Raw genomic sequence first — 22825 nt, 5'->3', positions numbered from 1 at the left:
AACGGCAATGGTCATGGCGCGGACCACCGGGGCGTTCTACGTCATGGGTGGCGTACTGGGTCTGGTGATCACCGCCGTGGCACCGGGCGATGAGGGTAATCGACCGCTGGTGGGCGCTGCGGCGCTGGTGGCGTTGCTGCTCGGCGTGAGCCTGCTGATCTGGGGCCCGCGTATGCCGCACGCGGTGCATCACGTCTATGTCGCGATGGCGACGGTGCTGGTGACCGTTGCGGTGCACTGGTTTCCGAATACGGTGGGCGCGATCAGTCTGGCCGCGTTCTATGTGTTCGTGGCGTGCGACGCGGCCATATTCTTCGCGTACAAATGGCTCGGCGCGCATGTGCTGTTCGCGGTGGTGTGCTGTCTGTGGGTGGTGCCTTCGCGCGGTCTGCCGTGGTGGTCGGGTCTTATTCCGGCGGGTATCACCGTCGGAATCGGCATCGTGGTCGGCATTCTCACGCGAATGGCGTCCGACGCCGATATCGATGTGCTGACGGGTCTGCTCAATCGCCGCGGTTTCGATCGCGCATTGGCCAATGCCATCTCGCACGCCCAGCGCACCGATCAGCATCTGTCGCTGGTCCTGGTCGACCTGGACCGCTTCCAGAAGATCAACGATCATCTCGGTCATCGCGCCGGCGACGCGGTCCTGCAGCGGGTGGCCGATACCTGGGCGAAACTGCTCGCTCCCGAGCAGCGCCTGGCCCGCTACGGCGGTGACGCTTTCGCGCTGCTGCTGCCGAATTCGACCGAGCAGGCCGCGATTCTGCTGACCGAGCAGCTGCGCGCGGCGGTGACGACGGGGTGTTCCGCCGGTGTCACCTCTTGGCAGCCGGGTGAGTCCGGTTCGCTGCTGGTGAGTCGCGCGGATGTGGGTCTGTACCGCGCCAAGCAGGCGGGGCGCAATCGCACGGTGCTGGAGTCCTCGCGGCAGATGCCACTGGCGGTGGAGCTGCGCGAGGCGATCGATCGCGGCACCCTGGACGTGCAGTATCAGCCGATCGTCTCGCTCTCGGACGGCGATACCCGCGCGGTCGGGGTGGAGGCGCAGTTGCGCTGGTCCTCGCACGCGCAGCCGGAGGTGACCACCGAGGGCCTGATCCGGGTCGCCGAGGAGTACGACCTCATCTCCGATCTGGACGAGCTGGTGCTGCGCCGCGCGTGCGCCGACGCGGCTCGACTACAGGAGACCTTCGCGCAGCTCGATCTGACTCTGAACGTGAATGTGTCCGGCCTGGAACTGGCCGAATCCGATTACGCCGACCGGGTTTCGGGGATTCTGGCCGATACCGGCTGGCCGGCGGATCAGCTGGTGCTCGAGGTGACCGAGAGCGATGTCGCCGCCGAATCCGAGACGGCCGTGGCGAATCTGCACAAGCTTCGCGAGCGCGGTGTGCGCATCGCCATCGACGATTTCGGTTCCGGCTATTCGTCGCTGAGCCGGTTGGCGAATCTGCCGAGCGACATTCTGAAGGTCGATCAGTCGTTCGTCGCCGCGATCCGCTCCGATTCCCCGGCTCCGCCGCTGCTGGGCGTGATCGCCGCGTTGAGCAAATCGCTGGATCTGCAGGTGATCGCCGAGGGCGTGGAAACCGAGTATCAGGCGGCGGTGCTGACCGAACTCGGTTTCGCGCTGGCGCAGGGCTATCACTACGGCGATTCGCATCCGGTGTCCGAGCTGATCAGCGATCTGAACGAACGTCCCGGCCTGGTCGGCGCGGCCCGCACCGAGCGCGAGGTCGATACCAACGGCTGGATTCCGATCGATAATCCCCTTGACGGTGGTCTCGGCCCCGAGTGAAGCTGGGGTATGCGCATCCTCGTGTACGCCTGTTGATTCTCCAGCCTTCTTCGCGGTAGCCGCGGCGCCGATTCGGTTCGTGGCCTCACCGCGCGTTCGGTGCTGTTCGCGCTCACCAAGGATCTGATCCCGCTCTACGCGGTCTACGCCCTGATCTTCGCCGATCACGGCCTGAGCGTCGCCCAGATCTCCACCCTGCTGGCCATCTGGTCCGCCACCTCCTTCCTGCTGGAGGTTCCCTCCGGAGCCTGGGCCGACACGGTCTCGCGCCGCGCCCTGCTGATCCTGTCGGCGGTGCTGCTCGCCGCGGGTTTCGCCGTGTGGACCCTGTTCCCCTCCTACCTCGGCTTCGCCCTGGGCTTCGTCCTGTGGGGCACCTCCGGCGCCCTGAGCTCCGGCACCTTCGAGGCCCTGCTCTACGACGATCTCGCCGCCCGCTCCGCGACGCCCGCCTACGCCCGGATCATGGGCTACACCCGGGCCGCGGCCGAGTCCGCCGCCCTCCTGGGCATTCTCGCCGCCGCACCCCTCTACACCTGGGGCGGCTATCCCCTGATCGGCTGGTCCAGCGTGGCCGTCGCCGCCCTCCACGTCCTTGCCGCCACGGCCATGCCGAGCGCTCCGAAGGTCGTGTCGGTCGGCGAGGTGGACGAGCTGGAGGACGACGAGGACGACGAGAGCCCGGTTGCCACAACCGAATCACCGTCCTTCGCACCGGAATCCGCGAGCATGTCCCGCTACCTCCACATGCTCCGCACCGGCGTCCGAGAGGCGTTGCGCGTCCGCGTGATTCGCCGCGGCGTCCTGCTGTCCGCCCTGCTGAGCGGCATCACCGCCTACGACGAGTACTTCGCCCTGATGGCCGACGAGGCCGGCGTGTCCCCTGCGGTGGCGTCCCTGCTGGTCGGCGTGACGGTGGCGGGCGCCCTGGCCGGCGCGTTCCTGTCCGGCCGCACCGAGTCGATGCGCCCGAGAACCATGGCCTGCACGCTCACGGCGGGCGGCGTCTTCTTCATAGCCGGTGCCCTCCTGTCCGGTCTGGCGGCGACCCACCCCCACCACCTGCACCTGCTCACCGCGACCGGCTTCACCCTGATCGGCGTCGCCTACGGCCTGAACTACAACGCCGACGTGATCGCCGAGGCCCGCCTGCAGGACGCGATCGAGGGCCCCGCCCGGGCGACGGTCACCTCGGTCTCGGGCGTGGCCACCGAGGTCTTCGCCCTCCTGGTCTTCGTCTTCGTCGGCCTCGCCGCCACCCTGTTCGCCATCTCGACCGTCGTGGCCCTGCTGGGCATCCCCCTCTTGGCGGTGGCCCTCCTCGTCCCCCGCTGGCTCCCGAAACGTCAGCTCTCGCCGGCGTCCAGCGGCCCGTCGTGAACGTTCCGCTGCCGGAGCTCGGTGGCCGGCCGAGCGGCGGTCACGAAGTCGATGTCATCGTGCGGCACCACCGGGGCGTGGTAGGCCGCGGTGGCGCAGACGTGCGGTTTGTCGGACGTCTCCAGGTCCCGGTTCTGGGCCGGCTCGAAGCAGCGGTCGTACGCGGCGGCATGGGAAAGACGCCCGGCGTACTCGTGAAGCGCGGCGGTACCGGCGGCCGTCTCGGTGCGGTGCCCCGAACTTCGTCGCCGTCTCGATGAGGGTCCCGATGGGAGTCAGCGACATAGTGCCCTCCGGACACGAAAGGACCGGACCAGCCGCCAACAACGCGCATAAGGCCGATGGCGAAGAATCGACCTGTGACGATGCGACGGATCGGTCTGGTTTTCGGGGTGTGCATCGGCGCGGTGGCGGCGGGCCAGGCGCGGATCAACGGCGCCCTGGGGGAGCGCCTGCACGATGGGATCGCGGCCGCCGTGGTCAGTTTCGCGACCGGTCTGGTGCTGGTGCTCGCGGTGTTCGCGGTGAGCCGGAGTTCGCGCGCGGGGCTCACCCGGGTGCGGGTGGCGTTGCGCGACGGGGCTTTGCGCCGGTGGCAGTTGCTCGGGGGATTGTGCGGCGCGTTCTTCGTCGCGTGTCAGGGGCTCACGGTGGCGGCGCTTGGGGTGACGGCGTTCACGGTGGCCGTGGTGGCGGGGCAGTTGGTGAGCAGTCTGGTGGTGGACCGGGTGGGAATCGGGCCGAAGGGACGCACGCCGGTGACGTGGGTGCGCGGCGCGGGCGCGCTGCTGGCCCTGGCGGCGGTGGGGCTGTCGGTGCTCGGGCGCGGCGGTGGTGACGGGTCGGGACCGGCTGTGCCGGAGGGGTTCCGGGGCGGCGCGCACGTGCTGCTGATCGTGCTGCCACTGCTCGCCGGCGTGGGGGTGGCGTGGCAGCAGGCGGTGAACGGCCGGGTCGCCGTCGTGGGCGGCCCGCAGTCGGCGACGCTGGCGAACTTCGTGACCGGCACCGCCGGGCTGGTGCTGGTGGCCGCGACCGTGGTCGCCCGAACCGGTTGGCCGGAGCGGCTTCCCACCGAACCGTGGCTGTACCTGGGCGGGGTGATCGGTGTGGTGGGCATCGCGCTGGCGGCGGTCGTGGTGCGCTGGATCGGCGTCCTGCTGCTCGGCCTCACCGCCGTGGCCGGCCAGCTGTCCATGTCGCTGCTGCTGGACGTCGTCGTACCCACGGGTGCCGGTGTCGCACCGGCGGCGGTCATCGCCTGCGTGCTGACGTTCGCCGCCGTGGCGGTGGCCGCCCGCGGTTCGGCCTGACTCCGCGCCCTCGCAGACCCTCCGGTCTGTGCGAACGCCCCGTATCGCATCGAAAACGGTTCTCCCCATAGCCATTTCAGCGCACCACCCCCTGTGTCATGGTGCGACCATGCTGATCGAATACGGGATATGGGTGTTGCGGCTGGCGCTCGCCGTGGTCTTCGGCCTGGCAGCGGTGGGGAAACTGGCCGATCCGGCCGCCACGCGGAAGGCGGTGGGGGAGTTCGGCATCCCGCTCCGGCAGGTCCCGGCGGTCGCCCGGGCGCTCCCCGGCGCGGAGGCGGTGGCGGCGCTCGGCCTGCTGTTCCCGTGGACGGCCCTCGGTGCGGCGCTCCTCGCGCTGACCCTGCTGCTCGTCTTCACCGGAGCGATGATCCGCCTGATCGGACGGGGTGAGCATCCCGCGTGCTCCTGTTTCGGCGCGGCGGGCACCGCCCCGATCGGCCGGGCCACCCTCGTCCGCAACGGCGTTCTGATCACCCTGACCCTGCTCACCCTCGCGGGCGCTCTCGCCCGCCCGGCGCTCCCCGCGGGCCTACCGCTGGACCACATCCTCGGTTCGGCGATCGCCGCGCTACTGCTGGCCGCGGTGTTCCGGCTCCACGCCGAGCACCGTGTCCTGCGCCGCCGTCTCGACGAGCAGGCCCTGTCCACCCTGGGCGCGGAGGGTCTGCCCACGGGCGCGGTCGCCCCGGAATTCGAACTCCTCGACACCACCGGCGGCCGCACCGATCTGGCGACCCTGCTCGCCCCCGGCCGGCACCTGCTGCTCGTGTTCGTGCACCCCGGCTGCGAGATGTGCGCCGCGCTCGCCCGCGAACTCCCGCGCTGGCACGCGCGCACCGGCGCGGTCCTGACCATCGCGATGGTCGGCAACGGCGATCTCGCCGAGCACGAGAAGTGGCGCCGGGAACAGGAATTGGGCGATATCGCGGTCCTGGTGCAGCAGGGCAACGAGGCCGCGCTGCGCTATCGCGTGCGCGGTACCCCGTCCGGCGTGCTGATCGGAGCGGACGGTCGGATTGCCGCGCCGGTCGCCCGGGGCGCGATGGCCGTCCGGGATCTCATTTCGCAGGCCGAAAGAGCTGAGGCACAGCCGATATCGCGTAGTAACGGACATCGGGTACCGATTGACCGCTAACTGATCTCCATCCCGCCGTTTCCCCGGAAGCAAACGGTCCGGTCCTCAAAATCTCTTGTGGCACAACGAATCCGGAGAAAACCTACCGCCCTCGGACTTACCATCGAGAGGCAGGTTCTTTTTCACCCGAACGGTTAGTGAGGGAAGATCATGGCGGACTTCGCATTCACCGATTACTCCGGCAAGGAATTCGTTATCCGGCTCGAGAACGAGCAACGCATTCAGGAGGCGCGCCGCATCCTCTCCGGCGAGGAGACGATGTCGATCCATGTGATGGGCCGGATTCGAAAGTCCCGCGCGGACTACAATCCGGGCTGGAGTTTCCATTTGGATCCGGACACCGTCACCTTCTTCACGATGGCCATCGAGGTGTGCGATTCCAGCATCACCTATCTGGAGGATCACCTCGATGAGGCGTGCGGCGCGTTCCTGCCCGGCTGCTTCTGGTGTCCCTGGTCGTCCAAGCTGACCAGGGAGTTGACGGCCTAGTCCACCGAACTCGCGAACTCCGGCCGGTGCGCCGCACCGGCCGGAGTTCGTGTCAGCTCGCGGTCGGCGCTTCCAGTTTCTTCGACCGCAATTCGTGCCCCTTGGACGTCTTGCAGCGTCCCGATTCCAGATCCCACTGCCACCCGTGCAGATTGCAGGTCAGCGTAGTGCCCTCGATGACACCGAATTTGGAGAGATCCGCTTTCAGGTGCGGGCAGCGCCGCTGTACTTCCCAGCCGCCGAGTTCGGTGGAAGCCGAATCGTCGTGCGCCTCGGAGAACCAGCCGTCGGCATACGCGATGCGTTCGTCGGTCAGGCATTTGAAGAAGGTGTAGAGGAATTCGTTGTATCCGCCGATGCGCCAGGTGGTGAAGCGCGTGGACAGGAAAATGGTGTTCACCCAGTCGGGTTCGTTGTCCCGCAGGACGGTGCGCACCAGCGTCGGGTCGATGCGGAATCCGTAGCGCTGCTTGCCTTCGCCCTCGACCACCGGCCGCACCAGCCGCTGCGGGAAGTCCAGCACCACCGTCTCGTCGCCCATGACCAGCGCCACCGGGTACCCGATGCCGTCGCAGATGAGGTCGCTCTGCGCCATGATCGGCTCGAACAGCGCCTTCAGCCGCGGCAGCAGCGGCCCGTCGGATTCGCTTGCCCAGGTGGCCTTCTCGGCCGCGAGCACGGGCGCGAACCGCTGCGCCATGTCCTCGATGTACGCGGCCTTGTCGCCGTATACGGAGTCGGGATCGACCGCGTGGGTGAGGGTGAGTTCCTTGCCGTGCACGTCGGCGACCGAGCCCGGGATCATCAGGATCCCGCCCTCGTTGCCGTGGATGCGCATCTGCTCGAGGAAGACGATCTGGTCGGGGAAGATGTTGCCCTCGTCGCCCCGGTCGTCGTTGAGGTAGCGCAGTTCGTCGTCGAGGAAGACCGGCGGCCCGGCCGAGGGCACGACCCAGGTGGCCCCGACCTGTTCGATGTAGGAGCGCGCCCGGTCCATGCCGCGCTGGCGCTTCTGCTTGCCGAAGTTGGACTTGGTCTTGGTGGGGATGTCGTACACCATCGGGTACCAGATGGCCCCGGAGTACTGCAGCAGGTGAATGTCGATGTGCCCGAACGCGTCGTGCAGCACGTCCATGTCGACCGGCCGCGCGTCGTTCATGTTGAAGCACACCGTCTCGCCGTCGGAGACGATGATGCCGGAGTCGCCGATGGGCCCGTCGGCGGGCGCGCGCAGGGCGATGATCATGATGTCGATCTCGTTGCCGTCGCGCCCGGTGACGGTGTGCTTGACCGAGTCCTCGGTCTCGAAGAATTTGTGGAACCCGAGCTGCTCGAGTTCGCGCCGCAGGTCCGGCACCGGATAGTCCGGCAGCAGCACGACCGCGTCCTTGTTCACCTTGTCCAGCAGGTGCTGCGCGTCGAAGTGATCGCGGTGCAGATGCGAGACGTAGAGGAAATCGCAGTTGCCGAGCTCGTCCCAGTCCAGCTGGGTGTTGTCCGGGAACGGCACCCATGATGCGAAGTACGCCGGGTTGACCCAGGGGTCGCACAGGATGGTTCCGGCTGCGGTACGGATGTGGAATCCGGCGTGTCCGACGCTGGTGATCTGCACGAGCTCTCTGCCTCCCTGACCGTTACCAGCCACCCAGAGTACTGGCTACCCGGAGACGTCGCCGATGCAGTAACCCTGGTTGCCGGACTTCAGGGTGAATGTCTGTTTTTTCGCCACACCGGTGGTGCCGGTGACGCCCGCGGTGACGGTGAGATAGCCGTCACGGGGCCATTCGGTCCGAATCGACTGATCCGCGAACTTCCTGATGCCTGGGAGTTTGCTCGCGGCGGCCGCCATGGGCGCGATGCCGGGCTTGCCGCTGCCGTAGGGGTCCCAGGTCGCGGTGTCGGTGGAACAGACCAGCGGATAAGCATTCTCGGTGTCGTCGGTATGTACGGGATCGCCGGTCATTCGCGCGAGGTAGCGCCGCACCGTGTGCACGGCATCGGCGTCGGCGAACTCGACCGGGCCGTCGGCGGGGAACACGTACGGGCAGGCGTAGCCGTCGAGGGTGTCGGAGTCGGTGACCACCAGCGTGACCGACGCGGTCGTCCACCGGGTGGTGTCGCCGTACTCCTCGGGATCCCGGGTGAGGGCGTCCAGGATCGGCCCGGGTTCGGCGTACATGGCCGCGACGCGGTCCGGCGCGATCGCCCAGCACCCGGCCGCGAGCTGTTCTGGTCCGGCCGCGCCACGCAGGTCGGCGGCCCAGCGCGCGACGGCGGCGCCGGCGGCCACGGGTGAGCCGGGTTCGGGAACGGCCGCGGCGGACGCGCTCGTGGTGGTCGCCGTGGCCGGTTCGGCCCCGGGCGGGTCGCCCGGAAGTCCCACCGCCGAGTCGCAACCGGTGAGCAGCAGGCAGCTCGCGGCGAGCCCGGCCGCCGCACGAAGCGGTCCGCCGAGCGCACGAGCGCCGACCGCGGTCCGGGTCCGGTTCTGCACGCGTGCGACCTTTCTCGCGTGTGCTCGCGTCCGGGTTTCCCCACCGGCGAGCGGCGTCGATATTTTGGCGGGTGCGGCTTTTCCTACTGTCGCGAAGGGTTTTTGCGCACGCCGGCCGAGCGGGTGTTGCCTGGATCACTGGTTGCCGCGCGAGCAGCGACTACGCTAGCGGAACTGTGGAACCCGTCTACTTCCCGATCATCGGGCTGGCCCGCACCGTGTTCGCGCTGCAGGGCCTGAAGTTCTCCGTCAAAGGCGACACCAACATCCCGGCGGAAGGTGGCGCGGTGATCGCCATCAACCACACCGGCTACCTCGATTTCACCTATGCCGGACTGCCCGCGCGCACGCACAAGCGCTACATCCGGTTCATGGCGAAGAAGGAGGTCTTCGACAATCCGGTCAGCGGCCCGATCATGCGCGCGCTCAAGCATATTCCGGTGGACCGCTCCGCGGGGGCGGACTCGTACCGGGAGGCCGTGAATCGGCTGCGCGCGGGCGAACTGGTCGGTGTGTACCCGGAGGCGACCATCAGCCGCAGTTTCGAGCTGAAGGAGTTCAAGTCCGGCGCCGCGCGCATGGCGATCGAGGCGAACGTCCCGATCATCCCGGTCGCCATCTGGGGTGCGCAGCGGGTGTGGACCAAGGGGCATCCGAAGCGCCTGGGCCGCACCAATACTCCGATCGCCATCGAGGTCGGCGCGCCCATCGCGCCCTTCGAGCCGGCGCAGGAGCTCACCGAGAAGGTGCATGCCGCACTGGGATCCATGCTGCTGGACCTGCAGCGGGACTACGCGCACGAGCCCGGCGCCTACTGGGTGCCCGCTCGCCTGGGCGGCGGCGCGCCGACGCTCGAGGAGGCCAACGCGCTCGATCGGGCCGAGGCCGAGGCGAAGTCGTCCCGTCGCTCCGAGTGAGCCGGCGTCGGCGAGCACGACGCGAGTGATCAGCCGATCCGCAGCCTGATCACCACCCGACGGGGTGACGCGGCCGGGTGATCCCGGTGCGTCACCCCGCCGTGCTTCCGGGCGACCGAGCCGGAATGTTCGCGTGCGCGCCGTGGTTCTCTCCACGGGTTCCGGTGCGCGCAGCGAGAATTGGTGGGAAGACACGCGGCCCGGGGGATCAGTACTCTGCTGATGGCAGCTGTCGTGGGGAATCGAGGGAGACGTGCAGGGCACACCGTTCGGCCGGTACCGACTGCTCGAACTGCTCGGTGAGGGCGGGATGGGGCAGGTCTACCGGGCGTACGACACCGGGACCGATCGCATGGTGGCGTTGAAGGTGCTGCCGCCCGGTTACGCCCACGACGAGAAGTACCGCGCCCGTTTCCGCCGGGAGGCGCAGGCGGCGGCGCGGCTGAGCGAGCCGCACGTGGTGCCGATCCACGACTACGGCGAGATCGACGGCCGCCTGTTCCTGGACATGCGCTCGGTGGACGGCTCGGATCTGGCACACCTGCTGGACCGGTCCGGTGCGCTCACGCCCGCGCGGGCGGTCTCGATCATCGGCCAGATCGCCGCGGCCCTGGACGCCGCGCACGGGGTGAACCTGGTGCACCGCGACGTGAAGCCCTCCAACATCCTGGTGACCCCCGAGGATTTCGCCTATCTCATCGACTTCGGAATCGCCCGGGGCAGTGACGAAACCAGCCTGACCACCACCGGCGCGACGGTCGGCACGCTGGCCTACATGGCGCCCGAACGGTTCTCCAAGGGTGTCTACGACGCGAGCTCGGACGTCTACTCGCTGGCCTGCGTCCTATACGAATGCCTCACCGGCGCGAAGCCTTTCCCGGGTCCGAGCGCCGAACGCCAGATCGCCGGCCACCTGACCGAGCCCCCGCCCAAGCCCTCGGTCACCGCCGCGGGCGTCCCGAGCGGCTTCGACGCGGTCATCGCCTGGGGCATGGCGAAGGATCCGGCCCAGCGCTGTCCCTCGGCCGGCGCCCTGGCGGCCGCCGCCCGCGACGTCCCCACCGCCTCCGCGCCGTCCACGCCCGCCTTCCCGCCACCGCCGCCCCCGAGCGCGCCCCAGCCCACGACCGTGGTCTCCGACATCGCGGCCTATGCCGAGATGCCCGCCACCCAGGTGAATCCGGCCGGTCAGCGGTTCCCGACCACGCCGGAAGGCGGTGCCGCGCAGCAGGGCTCGCCCGGTCACGAGAGCCCCGCGTGGGGCGGCTATTCGGCCGCGGGTGCGGGTCCGGTTCCACCGGCGTACCCGCCCGCGCGGGACCCCGAGCCGGGATACGCCCGCGCCCAGGGTGATTCGCAACCTCCGAGCGCGAAGTCCAAGTCGTGGCTGGATCCGCGCCTGGTCTGGGCCATGGCGTCCGTGCTGGTCGTGGCCCTCGGCGTCACGGTCGTCTACGGCGTCCTGTCCGCGAGCCGCAAGGATTCGGCCGACCACAACGCGGCTCCGGGCAGCTACTCACCCGACGTCACCGCCCCCGTCACCCCCGGTCCCCTCCCCGGGACGTCGGTCCAACCACCCACCGCCCAGCCCTCGTCCGGCCCGACAACCTCCGCACCGACGACCCCGCCGGCCACGAAGATGACCGATTTCGTCCGCGAGCACTACGCCCTGCTCCCCGCGAACACCCGCGCGGCGTACGACCGCCTGTCCCCCGACTACCAGCGCCGCATAGGCGGCTACGACGCCTACCGCTCGTTCTGGGACACGATCTCTAGCGTCGAGACCGACGCGGTGACAGCCGATCCCGACACCCAGCGCGTCACCTACCGCCTGATCCTGACCGCCGACTCGGGCCAGGTGACGACCGAATGGCGCGTAATCCAACTGGCACAGGCGGGCACCTCGTACTACATCATCAGCGCCGAGCTCCGCTGATCCGTCGACGAAAGCCGTTCCACATCGGCGGATCTCGGCGGCGGCTGCCGAGGGCGGAGTCCGCTGCGTGTCCTCCGGCACGCCGACGGTGTTCGTCAGGTCGGTGACGAGCGCGGCGCGACCGTGTAGCGGAAGACCCTGCGGCGCGTGAGTCAGCGGTCCCTGCCGCACGCAGTGCCGCGCTCGCGGCGAGGATGGACGCTGTCCGGACCCGCCGCCGAGCGGCGCGTCACCGAGCGGCGCAAGGCCGCGGCTCCGACGTGCCGCGCCAGTCTCGGGCCGTACCAACCACACCGGGCACCGGCTCCGAACGAACCGGAATGCTTTGTCGCTGGTCAGAACGCCTTCTGTAGGCCGTCCCGCCCGAAACCCGCTGCGCTCGCCTCTGTCCGGAAAGCGCAATAAGAAATCCGCAAGGTTTCGTTAACACCCACCCCGCAGAATCATTCTTGTCCGGTTGAGAGACCGGGACTGCCGGACCAGCCGGGTCACACCGACTGGGACGACAGCTGCTTTCGGCGGGGGAAGCAGCTTGCGTCGACCTTCGGGGGAAGGACGGCGGGGGGTGGGACGGATGGGAACCGCGGTTCCGGACAGGTTCGGGGAGGAGCCGACCCGGAACAGGCTGCCATCCACGGGCGTCGGCGAAGGAGGAGCGCCGGCGGGGGCGGGGATGGTGCCGCGACCCCGGTTCGCTTCGGGGAGGAGACGAATCGGGGTCGCGTGCACCGGAAGTACCGGCGGGGGAGACACCTTAGGGGAGGTGTGCCGACGGATGAGGGGTCTGCGGTTCGGGGGAACCGTGGGCCCGGGGGACTCGAGGATAGGGGGCCAGGACTGCGGCCGGGGGGTCGTAGACCTGGGGCCGGGGGAACGGTAAGACGGGGGGATTTGGGGGACAAGGGAACTGGGACTGCGGGCCGGGGGGTGCGCAGACCTGGAGACAAGAGGGGGTCACGGGCCGGGAGGACCGTGGAAGCAGGGGAACGTTGGGTGTGCGGTCTCGGGGGGAGCCGCCGCCGGGCGGGGCTGCGAGGCGGGGGAGACACCTCGGGGGAGGTGTGCCAACTGAAGATGGTCGCGGTTCGGGGGGAACCGTAGGCCGGGGAACAGGGGAACCGTGGGACGGGGGAAATGTAAGTCGGGGGAACTTGGGGGACAAGGGAACTGGGACTGCGAGCCGGGGGTCGTAGACCTGGGGACGGGGGGACTTGGGAGACAGGGGAACTGGGACTGCGGGCCGGGGGTGCGCAGACCTGGAGACAGGGGGGACCACAGACCGGGAGGACTGCGGAAGCAAGGAGGAATGGTGCGAGGTCTCGGGTGGTCGTAGGTCAGTCGGGATCGCGGGCCGGGGGGACTGCGGGAAATGGGTTCGCCGCACCTTGGGGAAGTGTGCGGCGAAGCCGGGGGCGTGGTTCGGGGGACCACGGCGCAGATAACTGGAGGAGACGCGGACACTGGAGGTCCGCGGCGGGGAGCGGGGGTGGACGGAGCCGCGGCTCCGGTTCGGTCGGGGAGGACACGAACCGGAGCCGCGGCTTCCGTCGATCACGTTGTGCGCGAGATCAGCTCGGTGCCGATCCGCGGATGGCTGCGGCCAGGTCGTGGTCACGGCCACGGCGGCAGCGGCCGATGAGGCGACGGTGCTGCGGCTTCGGTCCGGTCAGGGACGACATGAACAGCAGTCGCGGCCTCCGTCGATCACGTTGTGCGCGACGTCAGCTCGGGTCGGATCCCCGGATCGCGGCCAGCCAGGTCGCGGTCGCGCCCGCGACCACCGTGGCGGCCGCGAAGGCGCTGACGGTGCCGCCGGCGACGTAGATCCACAGCAGGCCCGCGAAGGGCGCGGCGATCGCGGACTGGGCGTCGAGCAGGAGCCTGCGCCCCGGACCCGTCGCCCGGTCCGCGAGTTGGGCGGCGTCGGGCGCGGGGCGGGTCGGATTGTCGATCAGCTTCCCGACCGGTTCGTCGTCACGCACCCGGCCCGCGGGATAGACCCGCTGCCCGTCCACATACAGTGCCCGGCCGGAGATTTCGCCCCGCCCCCGGGTGACGGTCAGCAACGCCGGCGCGAAATACACCGGCAGCCACCACGTCCGCCCGCCCCCGGTGATCTCCAGCCACGACCGGCTGACCAGCCGATGCTGCTGCCGCACCCGCCGCACCACGAGTGCACCGCCGGCCGCTCGGCCCGCACCCGCCGAGTCCAGCTCTCGGGCAGCCGTTTCGGTCCGAACCAGGCCCGCACCCGCGTCGTCGGACCCCGGCGTACCGACCGCCGTAGCCCGCTCGGGCTCGACGTGGTCTGTTCCGCCGCTCGCACTGTCCCTGCTGGATCGATCCGAATCTTGCTCGCCCGAAGCCGAGTTCGCGGCTCGTGCCGCCGTATTCACCCCCGCCCCGGCGCTCCTAGGCAGCCCGGCGGGCAGATAACCCAGCGCCGTCCCGAGCCGAAACCCGCTGTACCCCAGCACACACACCGCGACCGCCCCCAGCATCGCGACCTGCTCCGAATCGCCGAACGGCGCCCACGCGAGGCATATCGCGAGGGCGCCGATCGTCACGATCACCGGATAGGCCAGGGGATGGCCCATCCGGGAACTCACTTCAGGAAACCGATCTTGGTGTAGTCGTAGGTCGCCAGGCCCGCCGCGCCGTAGTTGGCGAGATCGGCGCGCACGGCGACGTTTCCGGCGGACTGCACGAGCGGGATCGAATGCCCTTCGGCCCAGACCGCCTTGTCGATCTGGTTGGCGAGCTCGGTGGCGCGCGCCGGATCGAGTTCGGATACGGTCTGCTCGATCAGCGCGTTGAGTTCGGGCGAACCGATCCGGCCGTAGTTGCCCTGCAGATCATCCGGGTTGTAGCCGTAGATCTGGTTCAGGCTGCCCAGCGGGAACGGGTCTCCGACCCAGCTCCAGTACGCCACATCGAAATCACCCGGCTGGATGTAATCGGTGAAGTAGCCCTTGCCCGGCTTGGTGTCGATGGTGAGCTTGACGCCGACCTGTGCGAGGTTCTGCTGCATGATCTGCGCGATCTGCACCCAGGTGTCGGCGGTGTACATGACATCGCGGATCTCGAGCTTGCGGCCGTCCTTCTCGCGTACATCGCCGACCAGCTTCCAGCCCAGATCGTCGAGTTCCTTGGCGGCGGCGGCGGGATCGAACGCGATCGAGTTGTCCTGGTAGCCGGCCTGGCCCTGCAGGAAGATGTGGTTGTTCAGCGGTTTGGGATCTTCGACCAGCCCGTTCTGAATGGCGGTGGCGATGCCCTGCCGGTCGATCGCCTTGATGACGGCGGCCCGCAGCTTCGGATCGGACATGATCGACCCGGGCGCGCCGTTGAAGGTCATGTGCGACCACTGGTTACCGGGCGCGCGACGGACAACCACCCCGGCGGTGCCCTGAGCGGTCTTGAGGTCGTCACGCGAGGCGAGCCCGACGGCGTCGATCTCGTTGTTCTGCAGCGCGGGAATCAGCGCCGCGTTGTCCAGCACGCTGAAGGTGATGGTGTCGAGCTTGGGCTTGTCACCCCACCACAGTGGATTGTGGTCCAGCACGACGCGGTTCTGCGCCCGGTCCACCGACGCGACCTTGAACGGCCCCGAGGTCAGTGTGATGCCGTCGATGAGGCTCTTGTTGAACGCGTCCGGGGTGGCCGTCACGGATTTGGGGAACAGGAAGGAGTTGCCGGCGAACTGCCCGCGCCAGTCGGCGTAGTGCTTGTTGAACGTGATGACGGCCTGCCGGTCATCGGTCCCGCGCTCAACCTTCTCGACCCGATCGAAGCCGTTGTTGACGGCGATCAGGTATTCCTTGTTCTTTCCGCTCAGCGCATCGGCCTGGGAGCGGATGTCCTCCCACGTGATCGGTGATCCGTCGGACCAGACGGCCTTGGGGTTGATGGTGTAGGTGACCTGCTGCGGTTCGGTCGCGGTCAGTTCGGCGCTCACGAAGTAATCGGTGTTGACCGTCAGGTTGCCCGCCGCGTCGGTCCGGAACGAGCGCGGCATGGTCGGCCGGAGCACCCCGGCGGTCTCCGCGTCGTTGCCGTCGTTGTGCAGCGCGTTCCAGTTCTGCGGCAGCGCCGACAGGGCCAGTCGCAGATTCCCGCCATCGCGCAGGTCGGCGACATCACGCGGGTTGATGTCGTTGGTGGTGCCGATGGTGGCGTTGCCCTGCGGCGCGGTGCCGTCGTCGCCGCCGCATCCTGCGGCCAGCATGGCCGCCGCGACCAGTGGGACAGCGAGTCGCATCCCTATCGAGCGCTTCCTCATCGGTCGCCCCTTTCCTCGGAGTTGGCTGGGTTACTTCAGGAACCCGATCTTCGTGTAGTCGTACGACGCGAGCCCGGGTGCACCGTAGTTCGCCAGGTTCGCCCGGACCGCGACGTTGCCGGCCGACTGGGTCAGCGGCAGCGAATGACCGAGTTCGAAGACCTTGCGGTCGATTCGATTGGCCAGCTCGATGGCCTTCACCGGGTCGAGTTCGGACAGCGCCTGATCGATCAGGTCGTTGATCTCAGGGCTGCCGACCCGGCCGTAGTTACCCTCGATGCTGCCCGCGTCGAGGCGGTAGACCTGCGGCAGGTTCTTCAGGACGAAGACGTCGCTCGACCAGGCCCAGTGCGCGATGTCGAAGTCGCCGGGCTTGATGACGTCGGTGAAGTAGCCCTTGCCGGGCTTGGTCACGATGTCGAGCTTCGCGCCGACGGCGGCGAAGTTCTGCTGGATGATCTGGGCGATCTGAATCCACGTGTCGTCGTTGTACATGACATCGCGAATGACGAGCTGGCGGCCGTCCTTTTCGCGGACGGCGCCGTTGAGCTTCCATCCGAGTCCGTCCAGGGCTGCGGCCGCCGCGGCCGGGTCGAACGGCAGGCTGTTGTCCTGATATCCGGTCTGCCCCGCCACGAACACGTGATTGTTGAGCGGCTTGGGATTCTCGACCAGTCCGTTCTGAATGGCGGTGGCGATGCCCTGCCGGTCGATCGCCTGCGAGAGCGCCACGCGCAGTTCGGCATCGGCGAGTATCGAGCCCGGTGCGCCGTTGAAGGTGACGTGTGTCCAGCTGCTGCCCGCCGCTCGGCGGATGGCGACGCCTTCGGTGCCGCGCGCGGTCTTCATGTCGTCACGCGAACCGATGCCGACCGCGTCGATCTCGTTGTTCTGCAGCGCCGGAATGACGGCGGCGCTGTCCAGCACACTGAAGGTGATGGTATCGAGCTTGGGGGTGTTGCCCCACCACAGTGGGTTGCGCCCCAGCACGATTCGATTCTGTGCTCGATCGATCGACTTCAGCGTGAAGGGCCCGGCCGTCAGCTTGATGTCGTCGACCAGGCTCTTGTTGAAGGCTTCCGGTGTTCCGGTGACCGATTTCGGGAAAAGGAATGCCTCCCCGGCGAATTGGCCCTTCCAGTCGGCGTAGTGCTGTTTGAACGTGATGACGGCCTGCCGGTCGTCGACGCCGCGTTCGACCTTCTCCACCCGATCGAACCCGAAGGTCATCTTGATCAGATACGCCTCGTCGGCGCCGCTCATCGCCTGTGCCTGGGAGCGGATGTCCTCCCAGGTGATGGGTGAGCCGTCGGACCAGACGGCTTTCGGATTGATGGTGTAGGTGACCTGCTGTGGATCCGACTTCGTCAGTTCGACACTCGTGAAGTAGTCGGGATTGACGCTGAGATTTCCGGACGCGTCCGTGGTGTACGCGCGCGGCATCATCGGCCTTTCGACCGCCCCGACCTCGCCACTGGCGTCGGTGTGCAGTGTGTTCCAGTTCTCCGGCAGCGCGGACAGCGCGAGGCGCAGGTTTCCGCCGTCACGCAGTTCGCTCACATCGCGCGGGTTGATATCGCTGGTGGTGCCGAGTTCGGCGGCCACGCCCTGCGAGGTGTCTTCGTCGGTGCTCGAACAACCGGACAGGATCACCCCTACCGCGAGCAGCGATATCGCCAAACGTGGTGCGAGCGAACGAATCCTCACCGAACTACTCCTATCGGGCGACGACCGGCACCGGCACGGCGTCGATGAGGGCGCGAGTGTACTCGTGCCGTGGTGAATCGAAGATCTGCTCCGCCGGCCCGTATTCCACGATCTTGCCCTGGTACATGACGGCGATATCGTGTGCGAGATTGCGCACCACCGACAGGTCGTGCGAGACGAACAGGTATGACAGCCCACGCTCCAGCTGCAAGTCCCGCAGCAGATTGAGCACACCGGCCTGAATGGACACGTCCAGCGAGGACACCGGTTCGTCCAGCACCAGGATCTCGGGTTCCAGGGCAAGGGCACGTGCGATATTGATGCGCTGCTTCTGCCCGCCGGAGAAGTCGGCCGGATAGCGGTCCGCGTGCTCGGGCCGCAACCCCACCTGTTTCATCAACTCGGGCACGCGTTTACGTATCTCGTCGCGGGAGCGCCCGTCGATCCGCAGCGGTTCGGCGATGGCGTCGGAGATGGGCAGGCGCGGATCGAGCGAGGCGGACGGGTCCTGGAAGACGATCTGCATCTTGCGCCGGATATCGCGTCGCTGTCCCCGATCCAGTTGTGCGACATCGTGACCGAGTATTTCGATGCTGCCGCTCTCCGGCCGGACCAGGTCCATGATCTGGGTCAGCGTCGTGGATTTCCCGGAACCCGATTCCCCGACCAGGGCCAGCGTCCGCCCGGCCCGAATCTCGAAATCGATGCCGTCGACGGCGCGCACCTCGCCTTTGCGTCGGCGAAACACCACCCCGGAGGTAATGGGAAAGGTCTTCCGCAAATCCGAGACCCGGAGCACCACATGGGAATCGGTCTCGGCGATCTGTTCCGGTTCGGAGATCTCGTGCCGGTAGGCGGTGAACAGCGCGGTGGTGTCGACCTCCGCGGTGCGGATGCACGCCGCCCGGTGTCCCGGCCGGGTGTCCTGCAGTGGTGGTTCCGCGACCAGGCAGTCGTCGATGGAGACCGGGCAGCGCGGTGCGAAACTGCAGCCCGGCGGTAGGTCGTGCATGGCCGGTGGTGCACCGACGATCGGAATGAGGGGTGTGCGCGGCGGCCCGTCGATGCGGGGGATCGAGCCCAGCAGACCGACGGTGTAGGGCATGCGTGGTCCGCTGAAAAGCTCTGCGACCGGTGCGGTTTCGACGATCCGACCGGCGTACATGACGGCGACCCGGTCGGCGAGGGTGGCGGCGATCCCCATGTCGTGCGTGATCATGATGACGCCCGCGCCGGTGATATCGCGCGCCTTGCGCAGCAGGTTCAGGATCTGCGCCTGCACGGTGACGTCCAGCGCCGTGGTCGGTTCGTCGCAGATGATGAGTTCGGGATCGTTCGCGATGGCCATGGCGATCACGACGCGCTGGCGCATACCGCCGGAGAACTCGTGCGGGAACGCTCGCGCCCGGGTCTCCGGATCCGGAATGCCGACCAGGCGCAGCAGGTCGATCGCCTTCGCGGCCGCTTCGGACTTGCCGATCTTCCCATGTGCCAGCAGAGCTTCCGCGATCTGCTCGCCGACGCGGTAGACCGGGGTGAGTGCCGAAAGCGGGTCCTGGAAGACCATCGAGATCTTGCTGCCGCGCAGTTCCGACAGCTGTTTGTCGCCCATGCCGAGCAATTCGCGTCCGCGCAGGCGGATCGAACCCTGGACGCGGGCCTGCTCGGGCAGCAGCCCCATGACCGCCAGCGAGGACACCGACTTCCCGGAGCCCGATTCCCCGACGATGGCCAGCACCTCGCCGTCGTGCACGGTGTAGTCGACGCCGCGCACCGCCTCGATGCGGCCCTCTTCGCCGGGGAACGACACCCGCAGGTCCGATACTTCGAGCAGGGGCGCGGTGGTTGCCTTGCGCGGCGGTTCCGCCTCGGACGCCTTGTCCATCCTCATGCCTGAGCCTTCTTCTGGGCGCGGGTCTTCTTGCGGGAGCGGGCTCGTTGTGCGCTCGGGTCGAACGCGTCCCGGAGCCCGTCGCCGACCAGGTTGGCGCACAGCACCACGGTGATCAGGAAACCGCCCGCGAACAGGAACAGCCACGGATAGGTGAGTGCGGATTTGGTGCCGTCGGCGATGAGCGAACCCAGCGAGACGTCCGGTCGCTGCACGCCGAATCCCAGGTAGCTCAAACCGGTTTCGGCCATGATCGCCGAGCCCACCGCCAGCGTGGTGTCGATGATCAGAATCGAGGCGATGTTGGGAATGATGTGCGTGGTGATGATGGTCCAGTTCGACGCGCCCATATAGCGCGCGGCGCGGACGAATTCACGTTCCTTGAGGCTGAGCGTCATACCGCGCACGATGCGCGCGCTGATCATCCAGCCGAACACGCTGAGCAGGATGATCAGTAGGAAGATCGATCCGCTGCCTTTGGTGCGCGGCGCGAAGATCGCGATGATGATGAAGCTGGGCACCACGAGCAACAGATCGACCAGCCACATGATCGCGCGATCGGGCCATCCGCCCAGCAGCCCGGCCACCGCTCCGGCCAATGCGGCGATGATGACCGAGATGAGCGCGACGCTGAACCCGATCACCAGCGACTTCTGCAATCCGCGCAGGGTCTGCGCGAGCACGTCCTGCCCGATCTGATTGGTCCCGAACGGGTGGTCGGCGCTCGGGGGTTTCAGCAGCGCCGTGTAGTCGAGTTGCTGGTAGTCGTACTTCAGCAGCGGCGGCAGCGCGAAGCTCAGGACGAGCATCAGCAGCAGCACGATCCCGGCCACCACGGCCGGCTTGTTCCGCAGGAAGCGCCGCACGACCAGCTTGCGGCGGCCCGCCGCGGCGGGCTCGGGCGCACCCTGAACGATGAGTTCGGTATCGGTCATCCCACACGCACCCGTGGATCGAGGATGGCGTACACGATGTCGGACAGCAGGCCCGACAGCAGTACCACCAGGGCGATGAAGGCCGTGATGGTCACCACCGGGTACAGGTCCTGGGCGTCGATCGACAGGATCAGCCATTCACCGACGCCGTGCCAGCCGAAGATCTTCTCGGTGAAGGTCGCACCGGTGATGAGTCCGCCGAAGCTGTACGCGAACAGCGTGGCCATGGGAATGAGCGCGGTCCGCAGTCCGTGCTTGTAGAGAGCTCGCCGTCGCGTGAGGCCCTTGGCTCGCGCGGTGCGGATGAAGTCGCTCTGCAGTACGTCGAGCATCGCGTTGCGCTGGTAGCGGCTGTACCCCGCGGCCGCGCCGAGTATCAGGCCGACGGTCGGGACGATCATGTGCTGGATCCGGTCCACGATCTGGTTCCACACTCCGTGCACGGCCGTCGCCGACGTTTCGCCGGTATAGAGGAAGATCTGCTCGCCGGTCATCGTATTGACCTGTAGTGCGCCGTATTTCAGCAGCGTGGCGAGTAGGAACACGGGCGTGCTCAGTATCAGTAGCGACAGGACCGTGGTGAAGTAGTCACTGAATTTGTACTGTCGGATCGCACCCGCCGCGCCCACCAGCACGCCCAGCAGCGTGCCGAGCACCGCGCCGATGATCAACAGGCGCAGGCTCACCCCGATGCGGCGTGGCAGCTCCTCGCTCACCGGCTGTCCGGCGAGAGTGTTTCCGAAGTCGCCCCGCACGGCGCCGCCGACCCAGTTCACGTAGCGCGGTATCACCGGATCGTCCAGGTGCAGCTCGGCGCGCTTCGCGTCGATCACCGACTGCGGCGGCCGGGGATTGCGCTGTTCCAGGCTGTCCAGCGGCCGGAAGGTCCACGACGCCAGGGCGAAGGTGAGGAACGAAGCCAGGATCAGCAATACGACATAGTTCAGCGCACGTCGCAGTAGAAAACCGGCCATCAGTCCCTCTCGGGTCGAGTCTTAGCCCCAAATCATAGGGATAGCCGTGGATAACCGTGCGGTACGCGCTCCGGTGGCGGGTAACGAGTCGTCGGGCGTGCGTGGAAACCCCTCGGCAACCGCACAGAACCACATCGGTCCGACCACGAACCCGCAACGTCGCGCGGCGCCTCGTAAACCCGCAGGAACACGCGGTGCCCACCGGATAGAGTGGACTGGGTGACTCTCTCTCACCTGCCCAAACCCAAGATGGTCGCCACGGATGTGGATGGCACGCTCATCGACGATGACGAACAGGTGAGTCCGCGCACCAAGGCGGCGGTCGATGCCCTGATCGCCGACGGCGTCCCGTTCGTGCTGGCGACGGGGCGGCCGCCCCGCTGGATCGATCGGGTGATCGACGGTCTCGGCTACGCGCCGCTGTGCGTGTGCGCGAACGGCGCGGTCATCTACGACAGCGCCAACGACCGGATCCTGTCCACCCAGACCCTGGGCGTGGACACGCTGTCCTGGCTGGCCGAGCTGTCCGAATCCCTGCTGCCCGGCTGCGGTTTGGCGACCGAGCGCGTGGGCTCCTCCGCCCACGACGCCGCGACCCCGCAATTCGTCAGCTCCCCCGAGTACGAGCACGCCTGGCTGAACCCCGACGACACCGCGGTCTCCCGCGCCGAGGTGATCGCGGCCCCCGCCATCAAGATGCTGATTCGCCTACCCGGCGCCCAGAGCGCCGACATGCGCGCGATCCTGGAACCCCACCTGTCCGGCCGCGCCGATCTGACCTATTCGACCGACAACGGCCTGATCGAGCTCTCGGCCCCCGGCGTCACGAAGGCCACCGGCCTGGCGACGGTCGCCCAGCGCCTGGGCGTGCAGCACTCGTCCCTGATCGCCTTCGGCGACATGCCGAACGACGTCCCGATGCTCAAACTCGCCGGCCACGGTGTGGCGATGGCGAACGCCCACCACGAGGCCAAGTCCGCCGCCGACGAGATCGCGGAAGCGACCAACCACCACGACGGTGTGGCCCGGGTACTGGAACGCTGGTGGCTCTGAGCGGTCGCGCCCGGCTGCCCCGTGGCCGGGTAGGTCCCCAAAACTCCTACGGGCTGTAGTAAAAACGGTCGGGTGTCGAACTTCCGTGCCGCGAGCCCGATTCCGGGCCGAATTCTCCTCACGGTCACCGTGCTGGCCCTGCTCGGCCTCGGCGGATGGCAGTGGCGGCGCGTCGATCTCACCGCGGGCATCGACCACAACCTCGGATACGCCCTGCTCTGGCCGGCGTTCGCGGGGTTCCTGGTCGCGGCGTACCTGCGATTCGGACGCCCGGCCACCGACACCGCCGATGCGCGACGGCGGACGCCCGAATCCCGGGAACTGCCCATGGGCCTGCTGCCTCACCGCACCACCTCCGCTCACTCGGAGGATGAGGACCTGGCTGCCTACAACGCCTTTCTCGCCGCGTTGAACGACCGCGAGCTGCGTGTGCATCTGCGCGCCGCCGGACTCGAGCGCTGAGCACAGGCAACCGTCCCACTTCCGCTGTACCCCAGGACATCCCACTGTGC

Annotated in this window: 17 protein-coding genes; 9 read left to right on the top strand and 8 right to left on the bottom strand. The window is 68.0% G+C overall.

The window, feature by feature from the left end:
• The first annotated feature begins 13 nt into the window (after positions 1–13).
• The 5 genes from ACWIGI_RS03360 (at position 14) to ACWIGI_RS03340 (ending at position 6124) form a co-directional block, all read left to right on the top strand.
• Positions 14–1801, top strand: a complete 1788-nt coding sequence (locus ACWIGI_RS03360) for an EAL domain-containing protein (RefSeq protein WP_454200733.1) — start codon at positions 14–16, stop codon at positions 1799–1801.
• 99 nt (positions 1802–1900) lie between these two features.
• Positions 1901–3181 (top strand): MFS transporter, encoded by a 1281-nt coding sequence (locus ACWIGI_RS03355; RefSeq protein ID WP_454200732.1) that lies wholly within the window; start codon positions 1901–1903, stop codon positions 3179–3181.
• Positions 3182–3546: 365 nt separating this feature from the next.
• A complete protein-coding gene (locus ACWIGI_RS03350) occupies positions 3547–4494 on the top strand; it encodes a DMT family transporter (RefSeq protein ID WP_454201015.1) in 948 nt (315 codons plus the stop codon).
• Positions 4495–4603: 109 nt separating this feature from the next.
• Positions 4604–5635, top strand: coding sequence for a MauE/DoxX family redox-associated membrane protein (locus ACWIGI_RS03345; RefSeq protein ID WP_454200731.1), 1032 nt, complete (start codon positions 4604–4606; stop codon positions 5633–5635).
• A 150-nt stretch (positions 5636–5785) separates the two neighbouring features.
• On the top strand, positions 5786–6124 hold the full coding sequence (locus ACWIGI_RS03340; RefSeq protein WP_454200730.1) for a BP74-related protein: 339 nt from the start codon (positions 5786–5788) through the stop codon (positions 6122–6124).
• Positions 6125–6176: 52 nt separating this feature from the next.
• Here ACWIGI_RS03340 and ACWIGI_RS03335 read toward each other — a convergent pair whose 3' ends face one another.
• Positions 6177–7736 carry a Rieske 2Fe-2S domain-containing protein gene (locus ACWIGI_RS03335; protein WP_454200729.1) on the bottom strand — a complete coding sequence of 520 codons (1560 nt, stop codon included), beginning with the start codon at positions 7734–7736 and terminating at the stop codon, positions 6177–6179.
• A 45-nt stretch (positions 7737–7781) separates the two neighbouring features.
• Positions 7782–8618 carry a hypothetical protein gene (locus ACWIGI_RS03330; protein WP_454200728.1) on the bottom strand — a complete coding sequence of 279 codons (837 nt, stop codon included), beginning with the start codon at positions 8616–8618 and terminating at the stop codon, positions 7782–7784.
• A gap of 176 nt (positions 8619–8794) precedes the next feature.
• Between ACWIGI_RS03330 and ACWIGI_RS03325 the strand changes: the two genes are divergently transcribed.
• Both ACWIGI_RS03325 and ACWIGI_RS03320 read left to right on the top strand, forming a co-directional pair.
• Positions 8795–9535, top strand: coding sequence for a lysophospholipid acyltransferase family protein (locus tag ACWIGI_RS03325; RefSeq protein WP_454200727.1), 741 nt, complete (start codon positions 8795–8797; stop codon positions 9533–9535).
• Between the two features lie 253 nt (positions 9536–9788).
• Entirely contained in the window at positions 9789–11471 is a 1683-nt protein-coding gene (locus ACWIGI_RS03320) for a serine/threonine-protein kinase (RefSeq protein WP_454200726.1), read from the top strand.
• Positions 11472–13192: 1721 nt separating this feature from the next.
• Here ACWIGI_RS03320 and ACWIGI_RS03315 read toward each other — a convergent pair.
• The 6 genes from ACWIGI_RS03315 to ACWIGI_RS03290 are packed head-to-tail and all read right to left on the bottom strand — an operon-like array spanning position 13193 to position 21260.
• Positions 13193–14080, bottom strand: coding sequence for a hypothetical protein (locus tag ACWIGI_RS03315; protein WP_454200725.1), 888 nt, complete (start codon positions 14078–14080; stop codon positions 13193–13195).
• Complete coding sequence (locus ACWIGI_RS03310; RefSeq protein WP_454200724.1) at positions 14077–15753, bottom strand: ABC transporter family substrate-binding protein; 1677 nt, start codon at positions 15751–15753, stop codon at positions 14077–14079. Before ACWIGI_RS03310 ends, ACWIGI_RS03315 begins: the two co-directional genes overlap by 4 nt.
• Positions 15754–15783: 30 nt before the next feature.
• Positions 15784–17460 (bottom strand): ABC transporter family substrate-binding protein, encoded by a 1677-nt coding sequence (locus ACWIGI_RS03305; protein WP_454200723.1) that lies wholly within the window; start codon positions 17458–17460, stop codon positions 15784–15786.
• A gap of 10 nt (positions 17461–17470) precedes the next feature.
• Complete coding sequence (locus ACWIGI_RS03300; protein WP_454200722.1) at positions 17471–19351, bottom strand: ABC transporter ATP-binding protein; 1881 nt, start codon at positions 19349–19351, stop codon at positions 17471–17473.
• Positions 19348–20286 (bottom strand): ABC transporter permease, encoded by a 939-nt coding sequence (locus ACWIGI_RS03295; protein ID WP_454200721.1) that lies wholly within the window; start codon positions 20284–20286, stop codon positions 19348–19350. Before ACWIGI_RS03295 ends, ACWIGI_RS03300 begins: the two co-directional genes overlap by 4 nt.
• The gene (locus tag ACWIGI_RS03290; protein ID WP_454200720.1) at positions 20283–21260 is read right to left on the bottom strand and encodes an ABC transporter permease; all 978 of its coding nucleotides are present in this window, start codon (positions 21258–21260) and stop codon (positions 20283–20285) included. The genes ACWIGI_RS03295 and ACWIGI_RS03290 overlap by 4 nt, the downstream gene beginning before the upstream one ends.
• A gap of 249 nt (positions 21261–21509) precedes the next feature.
• Between ACWIGI_RS03290 and ACWIGI_RS03285 the strand changes: the two genes are divergently transcribed.
• Entirely contained in the window at positions 21510–22313 is an 804-nt protein-coding gene (locus ACWIGI_RS03285; RefSeq protein ID WP_454201014.1) for an HAD family hydrolase, read from the top strand.
• A gap of 72 nt (positions 22314–22385) precedes the next feature.
• Positions 22386–22775 (top strand): transcriptional regulator, encoded by a 390-nt coding sequence (locus ACWIGI_RS03280; protein ID WP_454200719.1) that lies wholly within the window; start codon positions 22386–22388, stop codon positions 22773–22775.
• Positions 22776–22825: the final 50 nt, after the last annotated feature.

This window comes from Nocardia sp. NPDC055321 (genome assembly GCF_053645575.1).
This window is presented reverse-complemented; position numbering and strand designations above follow the sequence as displayed.

Bases quoted from the DNA above. Each gene is read 5' to 3' on its own strand.
- ACWIGI_RS03350 (WP_454201015.1), top strand. From the start codon at position 3,547: ATGCGACGGATCGGTCTGGTTTTCGGGGTGTGCATCGGCGCGGTGGCG.
- ACWIGI_RS03285 (WP_454201014.1), top strand. From the start codon at position 21,510: ATGGTCGCCACGGATGTGGATGGCACGCTCATCGACGATGACGAACAG.
- ACWIGI_RS03310 (WP_454200724.1), bottom strand. From the start codon at position 15,753: ATGAGGAAGCGCTCGATAGGGATGCGACTCGCTGTCCCACTGGTCGCG.
- ACWIGI_RS03295 (WP_454200721.1), bottom strand. From the start codon at position 20,286: ATGACCGATACCGAACTCATCGTTCAGGGTGCGCCCGAGCCCGCCGCG.
- ACWIGI_RS03340 (WP_454200730.1), top strand. From the start codon at position 5,786: ATGGCGGACTTCGCATTCACCGATTACTCCGGCAAGGAATTCGTTATC.
- ACWIGI_RS03360 (WP_454200733.1), top strand. From the start codon at position 14: ATGGCGCGGACCACCGGGGCGTTCTACGTCATGGGTGGCGTACTGGGT.
- ACWIGI_RS03345 (WP_454200731.1), top strand. From the start codon at position 4,604: ATGCTGATCGAATACGGGATATGGGTGTTGCGGCTGGCGCTCGCCGTG.
- ACWIGI_RS03300 (WP_454200722.1), bottom strand. From the start codon at position 19,351: ATGAGGATGGACAAGGCGTCCGAGGCGGAACCGCCGCGCAAGGCAACC.
- ACWIGI_RS03290 (WP_454200720.1), bottom strand. From the start codon at position 21,260: ATGGCCGGTTTTCTACTGCGACGTGCGCTGAACTATGTCGTATTGCTG.